This is a genomic window from Nocardia abscessus, assembly GCF_015477775.1.
In the GTDB taxonomy this organism is placed as follows: domain Bacteria; phylum Actinomycetota; class Actinomycetes; order Mycobacteriales; family Mycobacteriaceae; genus Nocardia; species Nocardia abscessus_A.
Genome location: NZ_JADLQO010000005.1, coordinates 287,713 through 310,070, shown reverse-complemented (window position 1 = coordinate 310,070; position 22,358 = coordinate 287,713). Strand labels below are relative to the sequence as shown.

Annotated in this window: 1 protein-coding gene (running past both ends of the window); it reads left to right on the top strand. The window is 66.4% G+C overall.

The whole window is internal to a LuxR C-terminal-related transcriptional regulator gene (locus tag IU450_RS16360; RefSeq protein WP_195150636.1) on the top strand: the coding sequence, 50,439 nt in all, runs 8,553 nt past the left edge and 19,528 nt past the right edge, and what appears here is coding positions 8,554–30,911, spanning codon 2,852 (complete) through codon 10,304 (partial); the first codon wholly inside the window starts at position 1. Both codon boundaries (start and stop) fall beyond the window edges.

The following is a 22,358-nucleotide window of genomic DNA, read 5'->3' as shown; positions in this document are numbered from 1 at the left end:
CTCTCGTACCGCGAAATAGGCCCCCTGATGGGGATTTCGGACAAAACCGTCCAGAGCTACGCCCGGCATGCTTGCGCCAAACTCCACTGCCCGAGCTTGATTCCCGCGGTCCTCGCGGCAGATCGAGAGGGATGGCTGGACGAACCATCCGGCCCGCACATCGACGTCGAATTCGCCCCGGACGAGGTCGCCATCCTCCAGCTGGCGGCGAACGGCCTGGACAATCGGGACATCGCTACCGAGCTGGAGACGACTCGGTATCGAGTGCGGACATTCATGGCCGCGCTTCCCGGCCGGTTGGGCGTCGAGGGCAGGCTGCCCGGTCTGCTGGCGGCGCAGCGGCAGGGGGCGTTCCAGCCCGGCGATCCCCACTCCGCGGCAACGCGGAACCACGTCGATCTGTCTCCCCGCGAACGCGAGGTTCTCGACCTGCTGGCGGACGGTCTCACGGATCAGGCGATCGGTGACCGGCTGGGAGTTACGGCATCGACGGCACGGGGCTATCGGATCCATATCCAAGCCAAGCTGGGCACCTCGGATCACGAGGAACTCGCGGCCCGGGCGCGCAGCCTCCGGTCGCCGGCCGCAGCGGCGCGGACTGTCGAGCTGAGCGAAGCCGAGGCGCTCCTTCTGAACCTGGTCACGAAGGGAGTGCCGTACGAGGCCCTCGCAACAGCGCTCGGTTTGCCGATCCGTGGTTTGGACCCCGTGCTGGCACAGTTGGCCGACAAGATCGGCACGCGCGGCCGGATTCGGGTGTCGGCGGATCGACCGGAACCGACATCGCAGCTCGAGCGGCTCGAGACACTCGCCGAGTCGCTGCCGGGCGCGAGCGGTGATCCGACAGCGGTGTCCTGGGCCACGGTGCGGGCCTTCCGATCTCGGATCGCCACCCAATCGTCCGAACTGACCGCGCGTGAACCCGAGGTGCTGCGGCTGGCCGCACAAGGCTTGTCACTCAAAGCGATCGCTCGCACGCTGGGCGGATCGCATGCCACCGTGATCAGCGAACTCGACAGCATCGCGGTGAAGCTCGGAACCCCTGATCGGGCCGTGCTACTGATGGCGGCACAGCGGGCATGGTCGGCCGACCACCCGGAACCGATACCCGAACCAACGGTCGACGTCGGTCTGACATCGCAGGAAACCGAGGTCCTGCGCCTGGTGGCCCAGCGGTTCACGAACCCGGCCATTGCGGCAGAGCTGGGCATCTCGGTGCCGTTGGTGAAACACATCCGGATCGGCCTTCGTACCAAACTCGGTATCAACGACACCGCCGGGCTGGTCGCCTGGGCACTGCACAGCGGTATCGCCGTCGACGATCCCGCGGACGCCCCGGACCCGGAGTTGCAGGCGCGCGTCACGGACGCGCTGCGACGGGCAATGGGGACTGATACCGACGATGTCCGAGACGAGTCGACACCCGACTCCCACGAGGCCTCGCCCATCCCCGCCGACATCGACGGATCCGGCGAGGCACAATCGGCCAAGCCCGCCGAAGCGGCCTCGGACCCGGCCCAGACCGCGCTGGCCGAGCACCTCGGGCTGCCACCGGGTGCGATGACGCGGGGAGCTGTACGCCTGGCCCTCGCCCTCGTCGCGGAACAGACACACGCCATGCCCACCGCCTTGACCGGCATCGACGGTCAGGCGCTGAGTCGGTGGATCCGAGCCCAGCTCGAACTGCATGCGGATCAGGAAGCGGCCACTCGCGAGGGCGCGCTTGCCGAGCTGGAGCGGCGCGACGGCGAAGAATCCGGTCTCCGGGATGCGGCCGACCCTGAGGCCGATCCGTTGAACCAGAACGGTTTCGACAACCGGCGCCGGGCCCTCGACCAAGAATTGCGGGCACTGCTGGGGTTGCAAGACCTGAGCCCACCCCAGCCGATGACAACGGGCGAGGTGCTGGCCGAGCTGTACTGGCTCACAAGCCTGACGGACTCGCCGGATCTGGAACACCTTGTCGCCGCGAGTGAGACCTTCCTGTGTGCCCCTCTCGAACCGTCGGCGGCAGTCCCGCTGGACACGGTCCGGATTCACACGCTGCGCAACCAGCTGGCGCAGCAGCTGGGCGTCGCCGCCGACGAGCTGACCCGCACGCACGCCGAAGTGCTGGCCGCCGACGAGACCGTCGCGCCGCAGACGCGCCGTCTGGCGGAGCTCTACCTCACCCTCCGCCCGGGCCGAGCCGCGCAGCAACCGACACGCGCCGATATCGCCCGGCTGGCAGATGTGGGCGAGCCGTACGTCAGCAGTGTGTTCAACGGACGGTTCGGCGCGAAGAAGCCGTGGCACGGCGAGACCACGCAGCGCGTACTGGCCGCGGCCCACCGGTTGGGTGTACCGCCGGGCCGCGCGGACATCGCAGCCCTCACCGATCCGAACTTCGTGGCGCGTCGCGTTCGTCCGGCGCGCTGGATCGGCAACGAGTTCGTCCCCGCGCATATCAAACCGCAGCCCTCTCGCGAGACGCTGGCCGAAACAGCGGGCACGGCCAAGGCCACGGTCCGTGATGCGGTGAAAGGCTCGGGCACGAACGAGGACATGCGGCTGGTGCGCAGGGCGGCCGACGAGGCCGGGTTCTGGTATCACCCGGACGGGCCGATGGGGACGGTCGACGCGATAGCACTGTCGGAGGGCGAATTCTACGTCCTGCGCCTGGTCGCCGACGGCATCGCCGAAGATTCCCTCGCAGCTGCGCTCGGGTTGACGCCGGACCAGTCGAACCGGCTGCTCGTCCGACTGGCCGAGAGGGTGGGATTCGAAGGGCCCGTCCGGATGCCAAGGGGCGCACAACCGAGCGGGTTGCCCGACGCCGCCGTGCCGTCGTCCGCGGAGCAATCCGGTCTGTCACCTCAGCAGGTCCAGACCCTGCGACTGGTGGTGGCGGACTTGCCGTATATCCCCATCACAGGCACGGTCCCCGCGGACATCGTTCAGGCGTTCCGTTCCACACTCGCGGAGCGGCACCCCACCGTGCCCACCCGCCGGGAAAGGGAAGTACTCGCACTGCTCGCCGAGGGCCTGACGGCCGGACAGATCGCGGCCAGGCTGCAGCTGTCCCGCAACACGGTGAACGGGTACATCGCGCGCGCGGAAATCAAACTGCACACCGATGGGCTGCGTCCCACCGTGCAGGCGGCACAACAGCACGGATTCGTCGGAGACGCCGACATCGGTGTCAAGCAGGCGATCGCGGCGCAGCTGTTCACGATCTTCGGCATCGAGGTCCTGGGGCTGGACAAGCCGGGGATCTCGGTCGAGACGGCGCTGTCGGTCCGGAACGCGGTGATCGATGGCTTCGCCGAGGATCCCACCATTCGGCCCGCGGCGATAGTCGTCACACCCATGTCGGACGGAGCCATCGCCGCCGCGGATTGGATGCTCGGCGAGCAGGAGTTCGTCCTGTTCCTCAACGAGAATTTCTTCACCAACAGGGAATACTTCACCGCCGCGATGGAGGCGAGCTTCCGGCGCGGCATGAAGACAGCGCCGACCGGTGACCCGGTATACGACCGTCTCCGGCACGAGCTGGCACACCTGCGAGACCCGGCCGAACTGCTGTCGCAACACGCTCCACCGCTCAGCGCACCTCGTTACGCCCGCCTCGCGGAGTTGCGAGCCGCGGGCGAACTCCCCGCGGACGCCCGCTTCGATCGACGGCAGGACTACCGGGACCAGCTGGCGCCCAGGGTGTTCGGCTATCTCCGTGAGTACTTCGTGGCGTTGCGCGCCAAGGGCGACCTGCCATCGGATGCGCGGTTCGATGAATGGCTGAAACAACTCAACAGTGACAGCCGCGAGAAGAAACAGGAACCCGCGCAGAAGCCGGGAGAGCCCAGAGTCGCTTTCCTCCCCGAGGACGAGGTCGACGCGGATTGGGATTGGTGGGGCGTGGAGACAGTCCTCAATCCTGCGGAGGCGCTGGCCGAGGCCAACAATTCGTTCGGTCGGAGCGCCCCGGCGGATCCCACACATCCGGTGTACGCCCTGCGGGGATTGCTGAACGGCCTCACGGTGACGCAAGCACTGGAAACCGACGGGCCCGCGAATGCCGCGACCCGGCCGTACCAGCGTGGTTCGGTCCCGGCCGCTTCCGGATTCGTCGCAAGCATCGCGCCGAACGGTCTGGTCGCCACGCTGGCACGAAAGTGGCGCGGGATGAGCGCCGAGGCCCGAGCGACCTACCGGGGACAGCTCGAGGCGGAGCTGACATACGTCGCCGCCGACGGCTCGTCACACTTCGTTCTCGACGGGTTGACCGCACTGGTCGACCAGCAGCAGGCCGGAATGCCACGCGCCGAGAGCAATACCGGAGACGAGCCTCCGTACCTCCCCGACGGCAACCGGGGCACCGCGAGATACTCCAAGGTCGATCCTTCGGACCAGGCATCGCAGCGCGCCCGGCAGGGGGATCCGGATGCCGCACCAACCCGCGCCGCACTGACCGACCGCCAGCGGGAGATACTCGTCCTGGTCGGCGCCGGACGAACGAACCAAGAAATCGCGACACTCCTCGGCATCTCGGTGCGGACCGTGGAGAAACACCTCGACAATCTCCGCACCGTCTACGGGCCAGGGTCGCGGTGGCACCTGGTCTCGGCCGCCGAACAGGACGGCGCCATTCCTGTCACCGCACGACCCACGCGAAATCCGGCGTCCGCCACCCAGAATCATCGAGCGTCGAAGCCCGCGGCGCCCCCGGCCGACCCCAATGCGCCAACGGCCCGCCAGCAGCAGATACTCGCGCTGGTCGACGCAGGCCTGACGAACCACGAAATCGCCACCGCCCTCGACGTATCGAAGCGGACCGTGGAAAAGCATCTGGACAACATCCGCAAGCTGTACGGGCCCGGTTCACGCGCGCGACTTGCCGCCGTCGCCGAGAAAGAAGGCGCCCTTCCTCGAGCCGGGGATTCCACAGAGCAGCACGACTGGACCGCACAGGATCCGAACGAAAAGCGTTCGGAGGGGCCGAGAGCGAAGCCGCCCGCGCCGACAGCCCGCCAACTGGACATACTGGCGCTGGTGGCCGCCGGCCGAACGACTCGGGAGATCGCGGCGATCCTCGGCATCACGCCGCAGACGGTGAAAGCACATCTGGATAATGTCCGCGAGGTGTACGGTCGTGGTTCACGCGCCCAGCTCGCCGCAATTGCCGAAAAGAATGGTGACCTTCCGTGGGTCGCTCTCTCCGGCAGCGAACACGAGTTCCTGGAGTGGTATCGAGTACGGCGCGCCGACAGATCCGGTCGACCGATCCAAAGTCTCACCGATTACGCCGAGATGAATCTCCTCGAGCCGGCACAGTTGCACCGCTGGCTCGAATATGCCGGAATCGACCCGAACGGCAATGACACAGCCCCGGCGGGGCGGGTTCCGCAACCCGAGGGGGACACGACAAACTGGCACATCGAGTTGCGCCGGTTCCTTGCGGCAACACCAGCCCGGATGGACGAGTTGGTGGGCGCCGCCCACGGCACCTGGGAGGCGGTGGAACGGGGAGAGCGCTTGGAAGTCCGGCATGTTCGAGCAGCCCTGCGCCGGATTCCCGGCGCTCGCGCACTGTACCTGGATGCCGCCCGGTTCTATCCGGCTCTGCTTACCCCGGATGGCGCGCCCGCTTATCCCGAGGGGTATTCCCGCATCGGCGACTATGTAGGATTCCGTCGAACATTCCACAATCTGAAGCGGTCACAGCTCACCAGCCGACTGAAGATGGGAAAAAATACGGTCTCCCGCTGGGAGTCCGAAGAGAGCAGACCCACAAAGGATGACGTAGCTGCACTGCTCGAGGCCACAGCGACCGAAGACGATGTCCTATACGACGAGATCTCGGAGTGCTACTCATATCTACCCAGAGGTACAATTCTTTATCCCAGCCCATTCGACTCGGAATCTCTCGGCGCGTATTTGCGACACTTCCGGCACGTGAACAGGCTGTCCTGGTCGGAAGTCGGGAACATATTCGGCATCTCCGCCGGTGCGGTCCAGAGCCTGGAGACCGGCGTGCGAGATCCACTCGACCTCACCGTGGTGCGAATCTACCGTCACGCCTTGCATCGCGCCGGTAGCTGGAGTGATGTCGCCACCGCATGGGGATTCCACCACCTTCCGGACCTCGACAGCGGATCGGTCCCCCATCCCACCGACTTCGATTCCATACATGATTGGATTCGAAGCGTTCGAATATTTCGGGGAATCCCACCGCTCGAACTGGCCACGAGAATTGGCAGATCCGACGCGTGGATCGAATTCACCGAACATTACCACAAGCCCGGCGTCGAAGATCTCCGGCGAATTCGGGATGCACTCGAAATACCCAATGAAACACTCGTATCAGCACTGGCGACCTACTACTCCCGCACGGACGCCGAGGAGCGCGATCCGGAGGAAGAGCGGCTCTTCTGGGATCTGATCGCAACGCGACCGGGTTCCTCCGAGGAAAAGAGTATCCGGAACAAGATATTCGAACGATACACACGGCTCGTGGACGAGGTCGCCGCCCGCCGGTCCATCCCGGCCGAACACCGCAACGAGTATGCCCAACAGGCAGCCATAGCAATTCTGCTCGCCACTCGAAACTTCGTCCCACCTGGCAGTTTCTTTCCAGCCGCCTTGATGGCCGCTCATTATTCCGTTATCAGGACGCGCCTGGATCTGCGCTATCCGGGCATGAAGCCGCAAGCGCAAAGCATTCTCGCGAAAGTCGATAAATACATTCGCGCGAATGGCGTCGCCACCAGCAATCCCGACATTGCCGAGATCAGCTCGGCATTGAATCTCACCCGCGAGGAGGTGATCACCGCCCTTCCGCTCCTCCGACAGGTCTCGAAGGATGCTCCGGTCGAGGGCAGGTCCGGCCCGGGCGATGTAAATCAGACCGTTGAGTCCCAGTTCACCGATGTGGAATTCGCAGACAAGTTCGACCGAGCACTGTCTGGTCTCGAGAACCCCCGACTGGCCAAACGCATTGTATTTCTGGTTCGCTCGGCCGATTTGTCGACCGAGCAGGCCGCCGCCAGGTTGGGGATCACAACCCAGCTCGCCGATAAATACCTTGCCGAGGCCGAGGAAAGGATCCGAGCAGCATTCGCCGACGAATTCGGTGTGGCTGACGAGCCGGATGGTCCGCGCAGTCCCGCGCCACCGTTGACAGTCACCGCGACGGCAGCCGCAAAGGCATCGCCGGCCGCGACGGCGAACAATTACTTGGGCCGGGCAAGAGTATGGAAATCCGGCCCCGACACTGCGTGGAAGGATTATTCCGCCGCCGCACTGCCCGAATCTCCGGCAATGAGTGCCGCTTCGGATGCGGAGCGCAGCGTGAAACAGGCGATTGCGGGAGATCTCTACTCGACCTACGGCATCGAGGTGCTGGGACTGGAGAAACTCTCCGTCGACATGGCGATGTCGGTTCGGAAAGCGATATTCGACGAGTTGGAGGAAGCCGACGCCATCTGCCCCGACGCGGTGGTGGTCCTGCCTCTGGAGAGTGATACGTTCGCTGCCGCTGGGCGGATTTTCGGTGACGAACCAGAGAACTATGTATTGCTCAACGAAACCTACTTCGGGAATCCGGAGTATATTCGAGAGCTGTTCGAGCGAAATTATAGGTCCGGCCGACTCAACGCGCCGACCGGAGACTCTGCCTACAATATTGTCCGGCACGAGCTTGCGCACCTGCGGGCGCCGAAAGACAGCCCGCGGGAGGACGGAAACTTCCGGTACGAGCACCTCGCGGAGCAGCGGCAGGCGGGCGCCCTGCCCGGGCATTCCCGCGTCGACCGGAGGCATGACTACACCGACTGGTTGGACGCGAAGGCATTCGGGTTTCTGTATCAGCATTTCACCGAGTTCCGGAGGGCCGGTGCGCTACCGCCGCTGACCCGATTCGACGATTGGTTGGGACAGCTCAATGGCTACAGCCGCGTCGAGCAGACGCGGCGCGACGGAGACCGCCTGTTCGCAGCATTCGACTTCTGGTTGAACGGATTCGAGAGCCGAGCGGCTTTCGATGTATGGCTACGACAGTCCGGACTCTCTCGGAGAGACGATGGCGGGGTTGCCCGCGCGCGGCGGCAGACCCACCACGGTCCATGGGATGCGGAAACCGGCGACACGGGCTGGGTCGACCTGAAATCCGTATACGACGCCTGGCTCGAACGGCTCGACAGCGATACCCGCAGCCGGATCGTTGCGGGTGAGGAATACGGACAAGAACGCACCCAGCTGAACCTGGGCACGGTGGACTTCGGCCTGGGCGGGAACGCGGTTTTCAACCCGACGGAAGCCCTGGCCGAGGCCAACAATGCGTTCGGCAAGAGCGCGCCGAAGGATTTCACCCATCCGGTCTACGTATTGCAAGCACTCCTGCGGGGCATCCCGCTGGCACAAGTATGGCGGGACGTGCAGATTCGCACCGACCGCGCGAACGACCGTGAGCCGGTCCCCGCGGCATCCGGCTTCCACCCGAGCACGTCACCGGACGGCGTGCTGGCGCGGTCGGCGCGGAAATGGCGCGATATGCCTCCTGATGAGCAAAGGGCCCTTGAAGCCGCGGACACGCTCGTGGTGGTTACCGGCCGCGACGGCCGGAAGCTCTGCGCATTCGATGAGCTGGCCCGGCTCGTGGAACGTCAACAGGCCGAGAGGTACGGTGCCACCCCTCGCAGCCACGAAACGGCCGCTGTCGAACCACTGCCGGGATTCGCGGAGTGGGAGCAACCGCCCACTGGCGAGCTGGGGCAATGGACTCACCATATTTCCGTCCTGGCCGCGCAGCGGGCCGACCTCCTGAACGACGTCAGACGGCTGCTGGTGCAGACCGACGGCCTAGCCGAGCTCCTCGGCCTCGGCGCCTGGGCCGCAACCGGAGCAGGCCAGGCCTATCTGGATGTGGCCGACCTGTTCACCCGGATTCAAGATGCGCAGACCCGTCCGGGGATGGACAGCGAGAGGGCGGCCCGGCTGCAGACGTTGCTCGACCATCTCGAGGCGGTCGAGCAACGGTGCGAGAGTCTCGACACCGATTTGAGCCTCGCACGCGCACAAGCGGAGCAGCTGGCGGTCAGCGAGGTCGCGGCCGCCCGGGGCGGTCTGCAGTTCGGTCCGCGTGGGCGGATCATCGACGGAGTCCGGCTGGAGGTGTTCGAAGCCCCCTACCAACCCGTCTCCCTGGCCGAGGAATTGGGGGATGAACTGCGGCAGCGGGGCATTCCGATGATCACCAGGCAGGTGCGGGTGGACCCGACCGGCAGGATCCTGGTCGAGGAACTCCCGGAAGCGGTACGCGCGGCGACCACCCAGCGCCAGGATCGACTGTGGCAGCTGAGCACCGCCGAACCGGCCGTAGTGCCGTCGGCAGTGCAGCCCGCCTGGGGTGCGCGGATCACCGCCGTACAGGACAAGCTCGCCCGCACGTCCGCAGTCCGGGCGCGACTGTTCCCCACTCCGGTCGACCCGGACAGGATGACGCCGGCCGACGAGTCCAGGCAGCGAAAGCTGCTCGCGCGCTTCGAAATGCTCACCGAGGAGCTGCGATCCCTCCGAGAGCAGGCCACGGCCGCCGCCGTCGAGCCCCACGCAGCCACCGGCGAGCCAGGCGATCGAATCCCATTGCTGGAGTTGCTCGATCGGCGCGATGCCGTGGTGACCGCGCGCGAACGTGCGCGAGTCGCAGGAGACCGGTGGCGCGACGAACGCGACCGACTGGCCGCTCTGATCGACTCCGCCACCGACAAGTCGAAATCGGGAGTCCAGGCGGCGCACGTTTTCGCCACGGACAACACCGCGCGACTCACGCGGGAGTTCCATCGGCTGGGCGAGGAATCGGCACGGCTCACCCGGCTCGTCTGCGATGCCGCCGATGCGGATTCACCCACACGGGATCGCCGAGAGTCGGCCCAGGGCCTGCTGCGCGCCGATGTGAAAGCACAGAGTCTGGTAGGTGCGGCGCAGACGCCCGAACTGCTGCGGGTACTTCGTGAACTGCTCTTGGACCGTCTCCGGGAGAAAGCCGGGCAACGGCGGTCATCCGTGATACCCACTCCGGAGCTGCGCGAGACAACCACCGAGTTGGTGGAGGCGTTGCAGGACGTCAACGCCCACCGAGACGCGCTGTCGCCGGATCCGGATCCGACACCCGTCGGCACCTCCGGTTTCGGGGCGGTTCAGCCCGATCCGCGCAACGGTGCCGCACCATCTGCCGGCTCGAGCAGGCTGCACAGAAGCGCTGCGCGCCCGTCCGGCACACCGAACGAGCCACCGAACAACCCGCAGGCATCTTCGACCGACCGCACAGGAAAATCCGCTTCCGGCGCACAGATACCGGACGCTGATGAAAGCGCGACGGCCGCACCGCATACCCGCGCGGACGTAGCCGCGGCCCTGCAGAACAGCCTGCCCGGTGCGGTCCAGCAGGTCCTCGACCAGATCGATGTCGAACTGCGATCCATGACCGACACCGAGCGCCGCGCCGCCACCGACCGAGCCGACCTCACCCGGCTCCCCGGCTGGGTGGTCGACCGCCTCGCCCACGAAGCCGAAGCCCAGCAACTCGCCCGCCGGACAACCACCTCCGACCAGCGTGCCCAATGGCAAAGCCGGGCAGAACGACTCGACCACGAACTCGCTCACATCCTCGGCCTGCCCGAGCCGAGAACGGGATGGACCGACCGCATCAGCAGCGACCCGCTGCACCACCTCCGCGCACTCACGCGCCGCCCGGACGCTCCCGCCGAACTCCGTCACCTGGTCGACACCGCCACCCGATGCCTGAATCTGCAGGACATCGCCGCGGCCGTCGAACCGCTGCACGGGGCGCTGGCCGACTGGCCCATCGCCGAACACACCGACCAGGCCGCCGCCATCACCTGGGAACTCGCGCTGCAAGCTCGCGCCGACGGCGGCGGGACACCCGACATCTCCGCTGCCATCCACGGGCAACCAGGTCAACGCTGGATCGAGATCCATGTCAGCGACAACAGCCGCACCCTGCCTGCGCGGGAGAGCGTCAGCAGCCCCGGGTGGCGCGCCGTCGACCTCCTCGACACGCACACCGAAACCTGGGGATGGGAGCTCCCCCACGACAGCGGAAAACAGGTCTGGTTCAAGCTTTTCGAAACCTCCGACACCAACGACCCCTCGCAAGCACCACAGGAACTCATCCTCGACCTGCCGATACCGCAGGACTCGCTGCAACAAGGCCCGGGCCTCGCGCGGCGAGCCGTACGACAGCGCTTGCGACAGGCCGGCCACCCGGATCCCTACGAGGTGACCGTCCTGGTATCCGACCTCGTACAAAATGTCTACCGCTATGCCGACCAAGGCGACGCCCGGGTACGAATCTGGCTCGGCGAAAACACAATTCGTATTGCCGTCACCGATACCAGCCGCGACCTGCCCGCACGACAGGAGGCAACCACTCGAGGCACCGTCGACGCCACCGGCTTCACCGACGACCAAGCCGCCGAATGGGCCGAAACCGGAATCGTCGCCGACACCCATGGCTTCTTCCTCGGCATGCTCGAAACAATGGCCTCGTCCTGGGGCGTCACCTTGGAACGCGCCGGCGGCAAAACCATCTGGTTCGAAGAACAGCAACCGACCAGCGACCGTGAGGCGACATCCGGCGTCCACATCGATCCTGTCGCGATCGACCTCGGCGATCCCGACGAGCCGGACGCCGTTCTGCGGCGCGCGCGCCAGGGGGATGCGACTGCGTTCAACGAGCTACGCGAGCGATACGGCCGGGCCTCACTCCGGGAAGTGCTTGCCAGGCTCGGGGTCCCGGCCGCGCCGACCGGCCGCGACTTGCGGCCGCTCGTACAGGTGGCACAGGAGCTCAACCGCATGGCATTTCGGATCGCGGAGGCGCACCGATGGCGTGCCGATGCGGGCACGGATCCCAGCGAATGGCTGCACAGCATCGTGGGAGGTCTGGTAGACGGCTGGTTCGGGTTGAATGCCACGCAGCGCAAACACGTCACCGAGGCGGTGGACGCGATGCGGCGTGGCGCAGCGATCAGCTTGGTGCAAAGAGGTGCGCTCAACAGATTGGTCGACGTCGGCGAGCAGGTGATAACAGCCGCCGAAACGCACGCGACCGACTCGTCACAGCAGACGGACAGTGGGCTCACCAAACGTCAGTTCGAGGTGCTCGAGTTGATGGCCGCGGATATGACGAGCCGCGAGATCGCGGAGGAGTTGGGGTTGTCCGCGGGGACCGTCAGCATCTACGCGACCCAAGTTCGCCACAAGCTCGGTGCCCGGAACCGGACCGAAGCGGTGTACCTCGCGCTGAGCACCGGAATTCTCCCCAGCAATACCTCCGCCGGCGATGAGACGCCCAGCAGCCACGATCGCAGGCTGACCAGTCAGGAAATCCACGTACTCGGTCGGATCGCGAACGGTGACACCAGCGACGACATCGCACAAGACCTCGAGATCCATCCGAGAAGCGTGGACCAGCTGGTGTCCCGAGTCGGCCGAAAGCTGGATGTCCACAACCGTCCGGGAATCATCGCGGCTGCGGTACGCACCGGCGACCTCCCGCTCGCCGACCCTGCCGACGCCGTCCCGGGCACCGGCCGCATATGGCTGGCCGATTACGAAATCAACGTGGTCACTCGGATCGCGAACGGCGAGACCAGCAAAGACATCGCGCAGGCGCTGGGCCTGTCCTCGCTCACCGTGGACGACTACCTGATGCGTGTTTGCCGCAAGCTCCGCTCGCACAACCGGGCGGCGATGGTGGCCGTCGCCATCCGCGCCGGACTCCTGCCGGGGACTGCCCGGACCGCCGTGGAAGTTCCCGAGTTGACCACCGCCGAAATCGATCTGATCACCCGGATCGCGAACGGCGACACGAACGCCGATATCGCGGAGGATCTCCAGATTTCCGCGAGCGCGGTGGACAAGGCGCTCGCCCGTGTCCGCGAGAAGCTCGGTACCCGCAACCGGCCGCAGACGGTGGCAGTGGCTCTCCGTGCCGGCATCCTGCCCGGCGCCGATACGGTCGAAGCAGTTCCCGCCGCTCCCACAAACCCGGCGGAACTGAGGGAACAGCATGGGCTCGACACGTTCGGATATGCGCTGTCGCTGCTGGGGGTATCAGCGAGGGGCGGGCGGCGAAGCGAACGACTCGCGCGCGCCGTGCAATTGGCGTTGGAGATCAATGACGATGTATTCCGGCTCTCGGACTCGAGCTCGGGCGGCGACGTCGTCCAGCGATTGCGCGATTCTGCGCGGGAAATGCTGGAGCACAGATGGTTCCACCCGCTCCGCGCGAAGATGCTGGCGGTGCTGCGCTCCGATGGCATAGCCGAATCGGATCCCCGGTACGGCCGCCTCGCCGAATTGACCGTCACCGAACTCCGGGGGCACCTCGACCGGATCGGTGCCACCCCGCGTTGGGTGTTTCTCGAGCTGGCGGACAGTCTGCATCGCGACCGGGACATAGGTTCGTTGTCGCGGCAGGAAAAGAACAGTGTGCTGCGGATCGCGGAGATACCGCGTGCGGAAGAGGTCTCGCCCCCGCTGCCGAACGCCTCGCCACACACCGCCTCCGGAGCCTCGCGGACCGGTCGGGAGGAACCCGAATCATCAGCCACCGCCAACCGAACGCCCTCTGGTACCGAGCATTCCGGCGTGACCGATCGCGAAATCGACATGCTCGCACTCGTTGCGAAGGGTCATTCCCACCGCGAGATCGCCACAATGCTGGCACTTTCGGGCCGCGAGGTCGGCGCCGCCATGCGCTCGGTGGCGGCGAAGTTGGGAACCGCTCACTGGGCGGAAATGCTGGAGGTGGCTCGGTGCAGAGGGATCGACCTGAATGTCGGCAGTCCGGCCATTCCCGGGCGCGACCGGCCCCGAGACGATGCTGCGGCACGATTCAACGTCTATCGCTCCGCACTGGCGAATGCCTTGGTGGCAAGGACCGGGGAGTTGGGTTCTGCCGCAGTGCTGGCCGCGGCCACCCCTGAACAGATCGCGAAGGCCAGCAACCAACTATCCTCCGCCGAGCGAGAAACGCTGGCGAAACTGCGATCGCGACGACCGATTCCGCGGGAATCGGCCGTCCGGCCTGCTGTCGCCGCTGCTCGACGTCTGGCTTCGATTCTCGTTGCCGAGCAGCACAGATTGGATGTCCAGCTGGCACGGGCGCTGGCCGAAGCTACCCCGGTCCAACTGGAGGAATCGCTCGGCACGCTCACGGACCGGCAACGGAAGATCATCCGCGCTGTCTTCACACGCAGGCTGTCCCTCGAAACCATGGTGTCCGGTCTCGGGTATCGGAATGAGGCGACAGCCAAGTTGTTCGTGGTGAACACCGTCCGGCAACTCGGGGAGCACCTGGCCGGATTACCGGTCTCCACGCCGCTGAGTGAGATACGGCCGAGTGGCGCAATGGCATTCGGACATGATCATATGGCTGGACGAAGCACAGTCGCCCAGGCACCACCCGGCGAAACCGCCTTCGAGCGCGGTCGTCGTGAGGCCGAGGAGGAACGCAGGGCCGCTGCCTCAGGCATCAGCGAAGCCGAGATCGACCTGCTCAACAAGGTTCTGTCCCGCCTGGATCAACTCGCACCCACCACCGGTCGTACGTCCGGTCCCGACCCTGTCGCTATCGACCTCGGCGATCCCGACGAGCCCGACACACCCGGTTCGTCCCCTGACCGCCCCACCGAGTCGGCCGATTCGTCGACGAACCCGAGCGAACACGATCCGGCCCCACTGCCCACAACCCAGGAACTGGTCGCGGATCCGGGAAGACTGAAGACGTTGCGGCAGGAAGTCGACGCACTGCGGCGGCAACTCCTCGAGCTCAGCAAGGGGCGCGCAGATCTGTCGACCGCGGCAGCGGTCGACAGGTTGCTGGGGGCGCTGCTGCATCTCGAGCGAGAAGGCAAGCTGAACCCCAGCCAGGTCCGCGCCCTGCCGCTGGTCGAGGAGTATCGCGAGAAGTCCGGTCTCCTCGACGACGCCGAACGAGTCCGCGGCCAATATCGGGAGCACAAGGCAAATGCCGCCGGACGGACGGATCAGCCGGAAAGTGCCAGCCCGACCAGCCCCCACGGACCCGACCCCGTTGCAATCGACCTCGACCCCGACGAAAGCTCACCCGCAGACCGTCAGCCCGACAACGCGCAATCCGGTGACATAGAACAGTTGCGGGCACTGCGTGCGGCGGTCGCTGCGCGACTGGCAGGCGCAGCGGACGTTTCGAACGATCCCGTGCTGAATCGCGCACCCGCTCTGATCGATGAGCTGGTGACCGCTCGGCGGGAGCCGAATATGCGGATTCCCGCGGAACGGCTGCGGCTGTTGGAGCAGTTCGCGCACCAGATGTCGGCGTGGTCGGCCTTCGCGGACGAAGCCGCCGAGGCGAACGCCGCCTACGAGCAAGGCCTGCGCGAAGGGACGTCGGCCGTCCTGCAGGCCCGGCAGGACGCCGCGGAGATTCGGCTCGGCTCGGCCCTCGCCGCCGTCGCGGAGGTCTGGGCGCAGACCCACCCGCACACCGACACAGCGATCCGGACCCGGCCCGCGGATCATCTCCGGCCGGGGGAGACCGAGCGGCTGCGCGACGTGGCCGAAACGATCTTCGCGGAGATGGTGACCGCGGGGGCAGCGGTCGATTCGGTGAGTACCACCGACCGACAACAGCTCGCCGAGGCCACGCGACGCTTCGACGCGCTGCGGGATATGTCGCAGTGGCTGGAGGAACTGCTGGCCTTCGCGGAGCAGTGGGATATGGCACGGATAGGCCGGGAGCGCCTCGCGTTCCTGATCGACCATTTCCGCGCGATCTCAGAGCTGTTGACGGCGACCGAGCTTCGCGACAATGCCGCCGCCGCCCTTGCCGGGGCGACCGATCGAGAACGACGACTCGCGCAAGCCGCCGAGAACTACGGCACGGCCGACCGCGCGGTCCGCCAGATCGTGGGGATGCTGCGCGAACCGCGGAATCACGCGACGACCACTCCTCCGGCAGCGCAACCCGGCGCGTCCGTCGTCTGGCCCGGCGCAGCTGGACAACCCGACTACATCGCACGAACCCAGCCCCGGCAGCACGATCTCACCGAGCCCGCGGCGTCCGATCCCGGCGGGTCGGCGACGCCCGGTCGGGCCGCCGAGGACCGCGCAGCGCAGCCCGGATCGGAACATCGACGGGGACAACATGGTGCGGACCCCCACGGCTCCGCGGAAACCGCACCGCGGCGCTTTGTCGAAGAGAACCTGACGGTCGAAGATCTGGGTCCCGTTGCGGCAGCCAGCGATCGGGGCAGCCACGCGATCAACGAGGATGCCTTCGCCCTGATCAGAACGAATGTCGGTGGCGAAGAGGCCACCGCACTCATCGTGAACGACGGCCTCTCCAGGCCGAAGGGCGGTCACCGCGCCTCCGCGGCCGCCAAAGCAGCCGCTCACGATTTCGTGGCAGCGGCGCTGCGGCAGGCCGACCGAGACGGCCGGATCGATCCGGTGGCCGTAGTCGAGGGCGCGGTGGCCGCCGCCCAGGAGGCGGTACTCGCCTTGCCGCCGGAGTCGCCCGCGGACAGACCCCCCGCCACCACGATCGTGGTCGCGTTGATGGTGTCGGGACGGCTCACCGTCGACTGGGTAGGCGACAGCCGGGCGTACTGGATTCCACTGGACGACAGCCCTCCGATACAGCTGACCAGGGACGACTCGAAGGTCCAGGACGTTCTGGACGTCTTCCACGACACCACTCGTGAAGAAGCCGAACACTCGCCGATCGGCGGCCCGGGTCTCACCCACAACCTGGGCCGGTCTCTGGACGGGCTGAAACCGCGCGAAAAGGCTCGAAGCGTACGCGGCGAAGGTGTCGTCCTGGTGCTGACGGACGGCGTGTGGGAACCGATCAGCCCGGACGACCCCGAACCCATCGCAGCCATCGTCCGGCATTCGCTCGCCCAGACCCCGGGCGATCTCGGCGCCGTCACCCGCGCATTGGTACAGGCCGGCATCGAAGGGGGCACAGCCGACGATGTGACCGCCGCAGCGGCCTTCCTATCTGCCGCGAAGGACACCCCCGCGAATACACCGACAGACCACGAGGGGCCAGCGACCCCGGCCGATCGCGGCCCTGACCCCGTCGCGATCGACCTCGATCCGGACGAAGCCGATCCCGCGCCGGTCGGGTCACAGTCACCGGACACCACCCCACTGCGGGACTCGCCGGATCGCGCTGCGGCACAGCGGAGCCCACAGCACGACGGCACGGCTCGACAGGCGAACACCGCTGGGAGGGTCGGCACCCCCTGGGACAGCGCAGCGCGGCTCCGGCAAGTGCTCGAGCAGCACGTCGCCAACGGACGACCGGAGCTCGCGACCGCCCTGCTCCGACGACGTTTCGAGCCCGAGATGCCGCGCCTCGCAGAGAATTTCGGTCGGCAGGCAGCACATCACATCGCCGACGAGGTATGTGCTACGGCGATCGCGGACCTCGGACGGCTCGGTAACCGGAACATCGAGTCGTGGTTGAACAACATCGCGCGAGAGGTCATCTGGAAACATCGCAGATTCGCGGGGCCCTGGCACAGCATCCGGGAGTTCGTTGCCGAATGCGCACAGCTCGAGAAATCCGACCCACTGGTCCGGCTGCTGGCCGAAACCCGAACCACGGATGTGCGCCGGATACTGGAGGCATTGCCGAGTCACCGGCGTGACCGTTTGATCCGAGCCTTCTGGCCCGCACGTCCCGGCACATCGCCGACAGCGGCCGACGGCACCGAATCCGATCCGCATGCGCTCTGGGTCGCAGCGCGCCAGTTGGCCACAGCGGTGGCGGCCGCCGCGAATTTCCCCGCTCAGCTACCGGTTCGGGCCGCAAGCACCGCAGCTCGGATCGACCGGCCCAGCAGACCGTCCACAACGACGTCCTCGCCCTGGCTCACCAGCAGGGAACTCGAGGTGCTCAACCTGATCTACCAGAGTTTGACCCGTGAGGAGATCGGGCGACGGCTGAGCGTCGATCCGAGCGCGGTCACGAACTACCTGAGCAGTGCGGCCAAGAAGTTCGGTACCACCGGCGCCATCCAGACGGTCCTGGCGGCCAAGCGGCAGGGATTCGTCCACGACGGGGACCGACCACAGGCCGGTACCGTGCAACTTTCCAGAGCGGAACGACAACTCCTCCAATTGATGGCCGACGGCCTCACAGATGAGGCCATCGCCGCGCAGCTCGGCGTGGCGACATCAACCGTCAAGGGCCGCCGAGCCCGGATCGGTGCCGTACTCGGCGAGAATAAGCGAACTCCCCTGCTGATGAAGGCTGTGCGGCTGGGAGCCTTCGACGTACCGGCGGACGAAGACACAACACCGAGTGCAGCTCACAGACCGGGCCCGGTCGCCATAGAGCTCGATCCGGAACCGTCCGAGGCAGCACCGACGCCGTGGCGCAAGAACACAGCGTCCACCGGCGATGCACGATCACACCCGGGAACCGCAGCGCTCAATGTGCGCGTTTCACGGCCCGGTCCTCTGCTGCATCGAGTCCAGGAGGCGGAGCTGGCCCGGTACCTCTACGGTCGGCCGGAGGTCAAGGCTGCGGCGGTGGCGGTGCTGGACCGACTGGAGACGGTGATCAGGGGCCTGTTCGAGGACGTGCTCGAGGATCTGCCCGCGGCGGCCCGGGACGAGCGGATCCGAGCAGTCTTCGACGCGTCGGCGAGGCCGCGGTGGGGCGGCATGGTGCTGCCGTCGGTGCCGATGGACGAGCTGAAGCGCGACGGAAACCTGCGCGAACTGTTGTCGGCCATGCTCAACGCAATGATCCGCAATGCCGAGCTGGGAGAAGCAAGCGTGGGTCTGACGTTGGACCAGGGCATCGCCCGGTACATGAATCAGACCGAGGCGTGGCGACGGAACAAAGCGGGCGAGCTGGGGCTGGACTTCGACGCACTGGAGGCGGTTCGCGCGGCCGTTCTCGAGGACAAGCAGGCCGGAGAACCGGTCACCTGGAAAGACCTCAACTCGGTCAAGTACGTGCGCAGGCACGGCGACACCGCCGATCGGGCCTACACGGAGTACGAGCGAAGAAAGCTGGCATTCCCCGAACGAAATTCCGACGTACCACGTCTGACTCCCACTTCCCGAACTGCCGCCGCGCTGGGCATGCCGCTGTCGCTGCGCGAATTCGCTGCGCTGCCGGAGCGGAGAGTGCTGCGCATCAGCAAACTCGAACTCGAGGACGGCGTGGCAATCCCGCGTCTCGAGGACGGCCGCGTCGATACCTCCCGGTTGGAAGCCCAGCTGAGAGCACACGACAACACTGTCGCCTATGTCGCGCCCACCTACATGCTCGACCCACGCGGACAGCGAATCGTCGACGAGAAAGGTTGCCGCATCGCATCGATCCGCGTCTATCACGACGAGGGCACAGTCGATGCCGAGGAAGCCTTCGCCCTCGACCACTCCGAACGGGTCATCCAGCTCCCGTGGCGACCGGGATACGTCTACGTCGCCCCCGACGAAAGCAACGACGACATCCGCAGGCTGGCCGAGCAGGAAATCCCCTCGAACGCCGGCATTTCCGGCACCGCCACCCGCATGCTCGCCCGCTTCGACTGGCTGCGCCCGCCGGGCGTCTCCCGGCACGATTTCATCGCGGCGTTGATCGCCTTCATGCTTCCCCACCAGCACACGGTGTACGAGATCGTGCGGGGCTTGGAGATGGCGGGCGAGCGTTTGGGCGACGACTCGGAGTCGATGTACCGCACGATCATCGAACAGTTCGGCCCCGGGCGGCAGCTGCCCGACCGCCCGCCGCATGCCGAGCCGAGTGATACAGAACGGCAGCCGGCACGGACACCGTGGCAGCCATCCGAATCTCCATCCACTGCTCGACCCGATCCGACCGCATCGGAGCCTCGAACAGACGGTTGGACACCCTGGAAGGACGGAGCGTCCCTCGCCGAGGCCGCGCGGAATGCTGGCAGCACTCGCAAAGACGTCGTGCCACACGCTCGGTCGGGTCCGCAGGCACCGCCGACCACCGGGCGTACCGATTCGTTCGACGAATGGATCCAGGAGCTTCGGGACCTGGGAGTCGACACCGAACAGATGATGTCGGATCTGACGGCAATCTGGGACTACCTGCGCCTCGACCCGAAAGTCCACGCGGCGTTCGCGAACAAAATTCAGCAGCTCATGGATGAGTTCCCGGATGCTTCGAGGCCCAACGAAAACGAGCACATCGGCATGGTTACCGCACCCGTGTCGATGCCCAACTTTCTCCGCTACGGCCTGCCGGACATGACCAGGCGGGAGCTCGTGTCCGCCATCGCGAACGAGGTGCGGGGACTCATCGAGACACCGGCGCTGGGACACAGCGTCGAGCGAGAAATACCCGATAGCGTACGCATCGCTTACCAGAACGTGGCCGGTTCGCTCGAACTCGCCCGTATCGGGTCGACCCGACAAGAGTTCCGGGTGCTCACGCGACTTGCGCAAGGCAAGACATATAGAGAAACCGCAGCGGAACTCGAAATAACGCCGTGGGCGGTGCAGAAGCACGCCACGTCGATCTACGCCAAATTCGGCATCGAGGGGCGCAACGAGCTGGAAGCAGCAATCCGAGCCCGCCACGCCGCCGGCACCGCCGCGGCCGCCCCGCGCAATCCGGCCGCGCCGATCGAGACCCCCGCTCGGACACCGCAGACCGACACATCAGCGCGCCGCCCCGGGGGCATCGACCCCGTCGCGATCGACCTCGGCGATCCGGACGAGACAGCGGCGGGCAACGAGCCCGCTGAGGGGCCCGCCGCCACACCACAGCAACCGACCGATCCGCCCGCCGAGAAGTCGTTGTCGACCAGAGAGCTGCTCGTAGTCAACAAACCGTTCGCACACCTACTGCTGGGCAAGTGGTATCTCCCGGCAGAAGTCGGCAACATCTTCGGCACCAGCCTCGCAACGACTGCCGCACCCTATGCGCTGATGAACGCGGGCCAATCACCGGCGGCCGCCGCCATAGCCGCCGCCGCGGGGTGGCTCGCGAAGGGCGCCGAGCCGTTGGCCGGCCGCACCGCCGACCGTTCCGATCGGCGAAGAATTATGCTCCGGGCCCAAGCGATCGGCGCGGCGGCTGCTGCCACCACCACCGGTTTGATCCTTTTCGATGCGCCGAATCTCGCCCTTACGGTGGCCGCGGCATCACTGGTCGAAGGCACTGCGGCGACCTACTATTTCCGCGCCTTTCAAGCCGTGAACGGCGACCTTCTACTCACCGATGCACAGAAGCAAACAGGCAACGACCTGAGGAACGTCACCGGATCCACGGCATCTGTCACCGGACAGGCCCTGGGTCCCGGCCTGGCCGGCATCGCGCCCGCGGCGCCATTCGGCCTGAACACCCTTTCCTATCTGACGAATTGGGTGAACATAAAGAACTTGTCATTGCCGCCCCAGACCTTCAGCGCGCCGCAGTCCCTGTTCCGTGATATTGCCGCCGGTGCACGGACACTGTGGGACGACGAGTTTCTGCGTGAATACACCGCAATCTCCGCGATAAATAATGCCGCGTTTGCGATGATGGGCTTCCGCACCGCCACCGTAGTGGAAGCCTCCGACCTGGGCTGGGCAGCAGGAGCGGTGGTCGCCGCGCCTGCCATAGGTGGGATAATGAGCGGCGTTCTCTCGAAGGTGACTCGCAATGTAAAGACCACCACCTTTTACCCGGTAGCACTAGCCAATATGGCGGGGGGCTTCGCGCTCCAGGCCGCGACCACCGACCCCGCAATGATCGCGGCGGCGACATTCGTGGACTCGATGGTGATGTGGACCATGCTCGCCCGGGCAGGCACGCACGAGCAAAAGGTCATCCCCTCGGAAATGCGAGGTCGAGTAGGAGGTGTGAAGGGCGGGATCTTGAATGTCCCCGCCGGTGCCGGTCTGTTCGTGGCCAGCGCCCTCATCGGCGGTGCCGCAGTGGACGCGCACAGCGGCGACACGGTTGCCGCGCTGGCGGCGACCATCAGCGCGATCACCGCGGCCGGCTACGGCATTGTCCTTTTCGTCAGACAGGGCCGCGTCTTCTACCGGATCGTCAGCAAAGGCGGCCGCGGCTGGTTCGGACGACGCGAGCGCCCCGCCGAGACCGCAACCGAGCCGAGGCAGATCCCGGCAGGGGCGAGCGTGAGCTCGCCTGCGCAGGCAGCTCCGGATACACCCACCCCCGCACCCGAGGTCATCGGCAACTGCGCCATCCATATGAGCCGCGTCCACCGGGCGCTGGGCGACGACACCGCGCCGGAACCCGTCGACACCGATCCGCGATGGAAGGCCGAAGACAATTGGCGCATCACCGAAGAGACCCTCGGCGC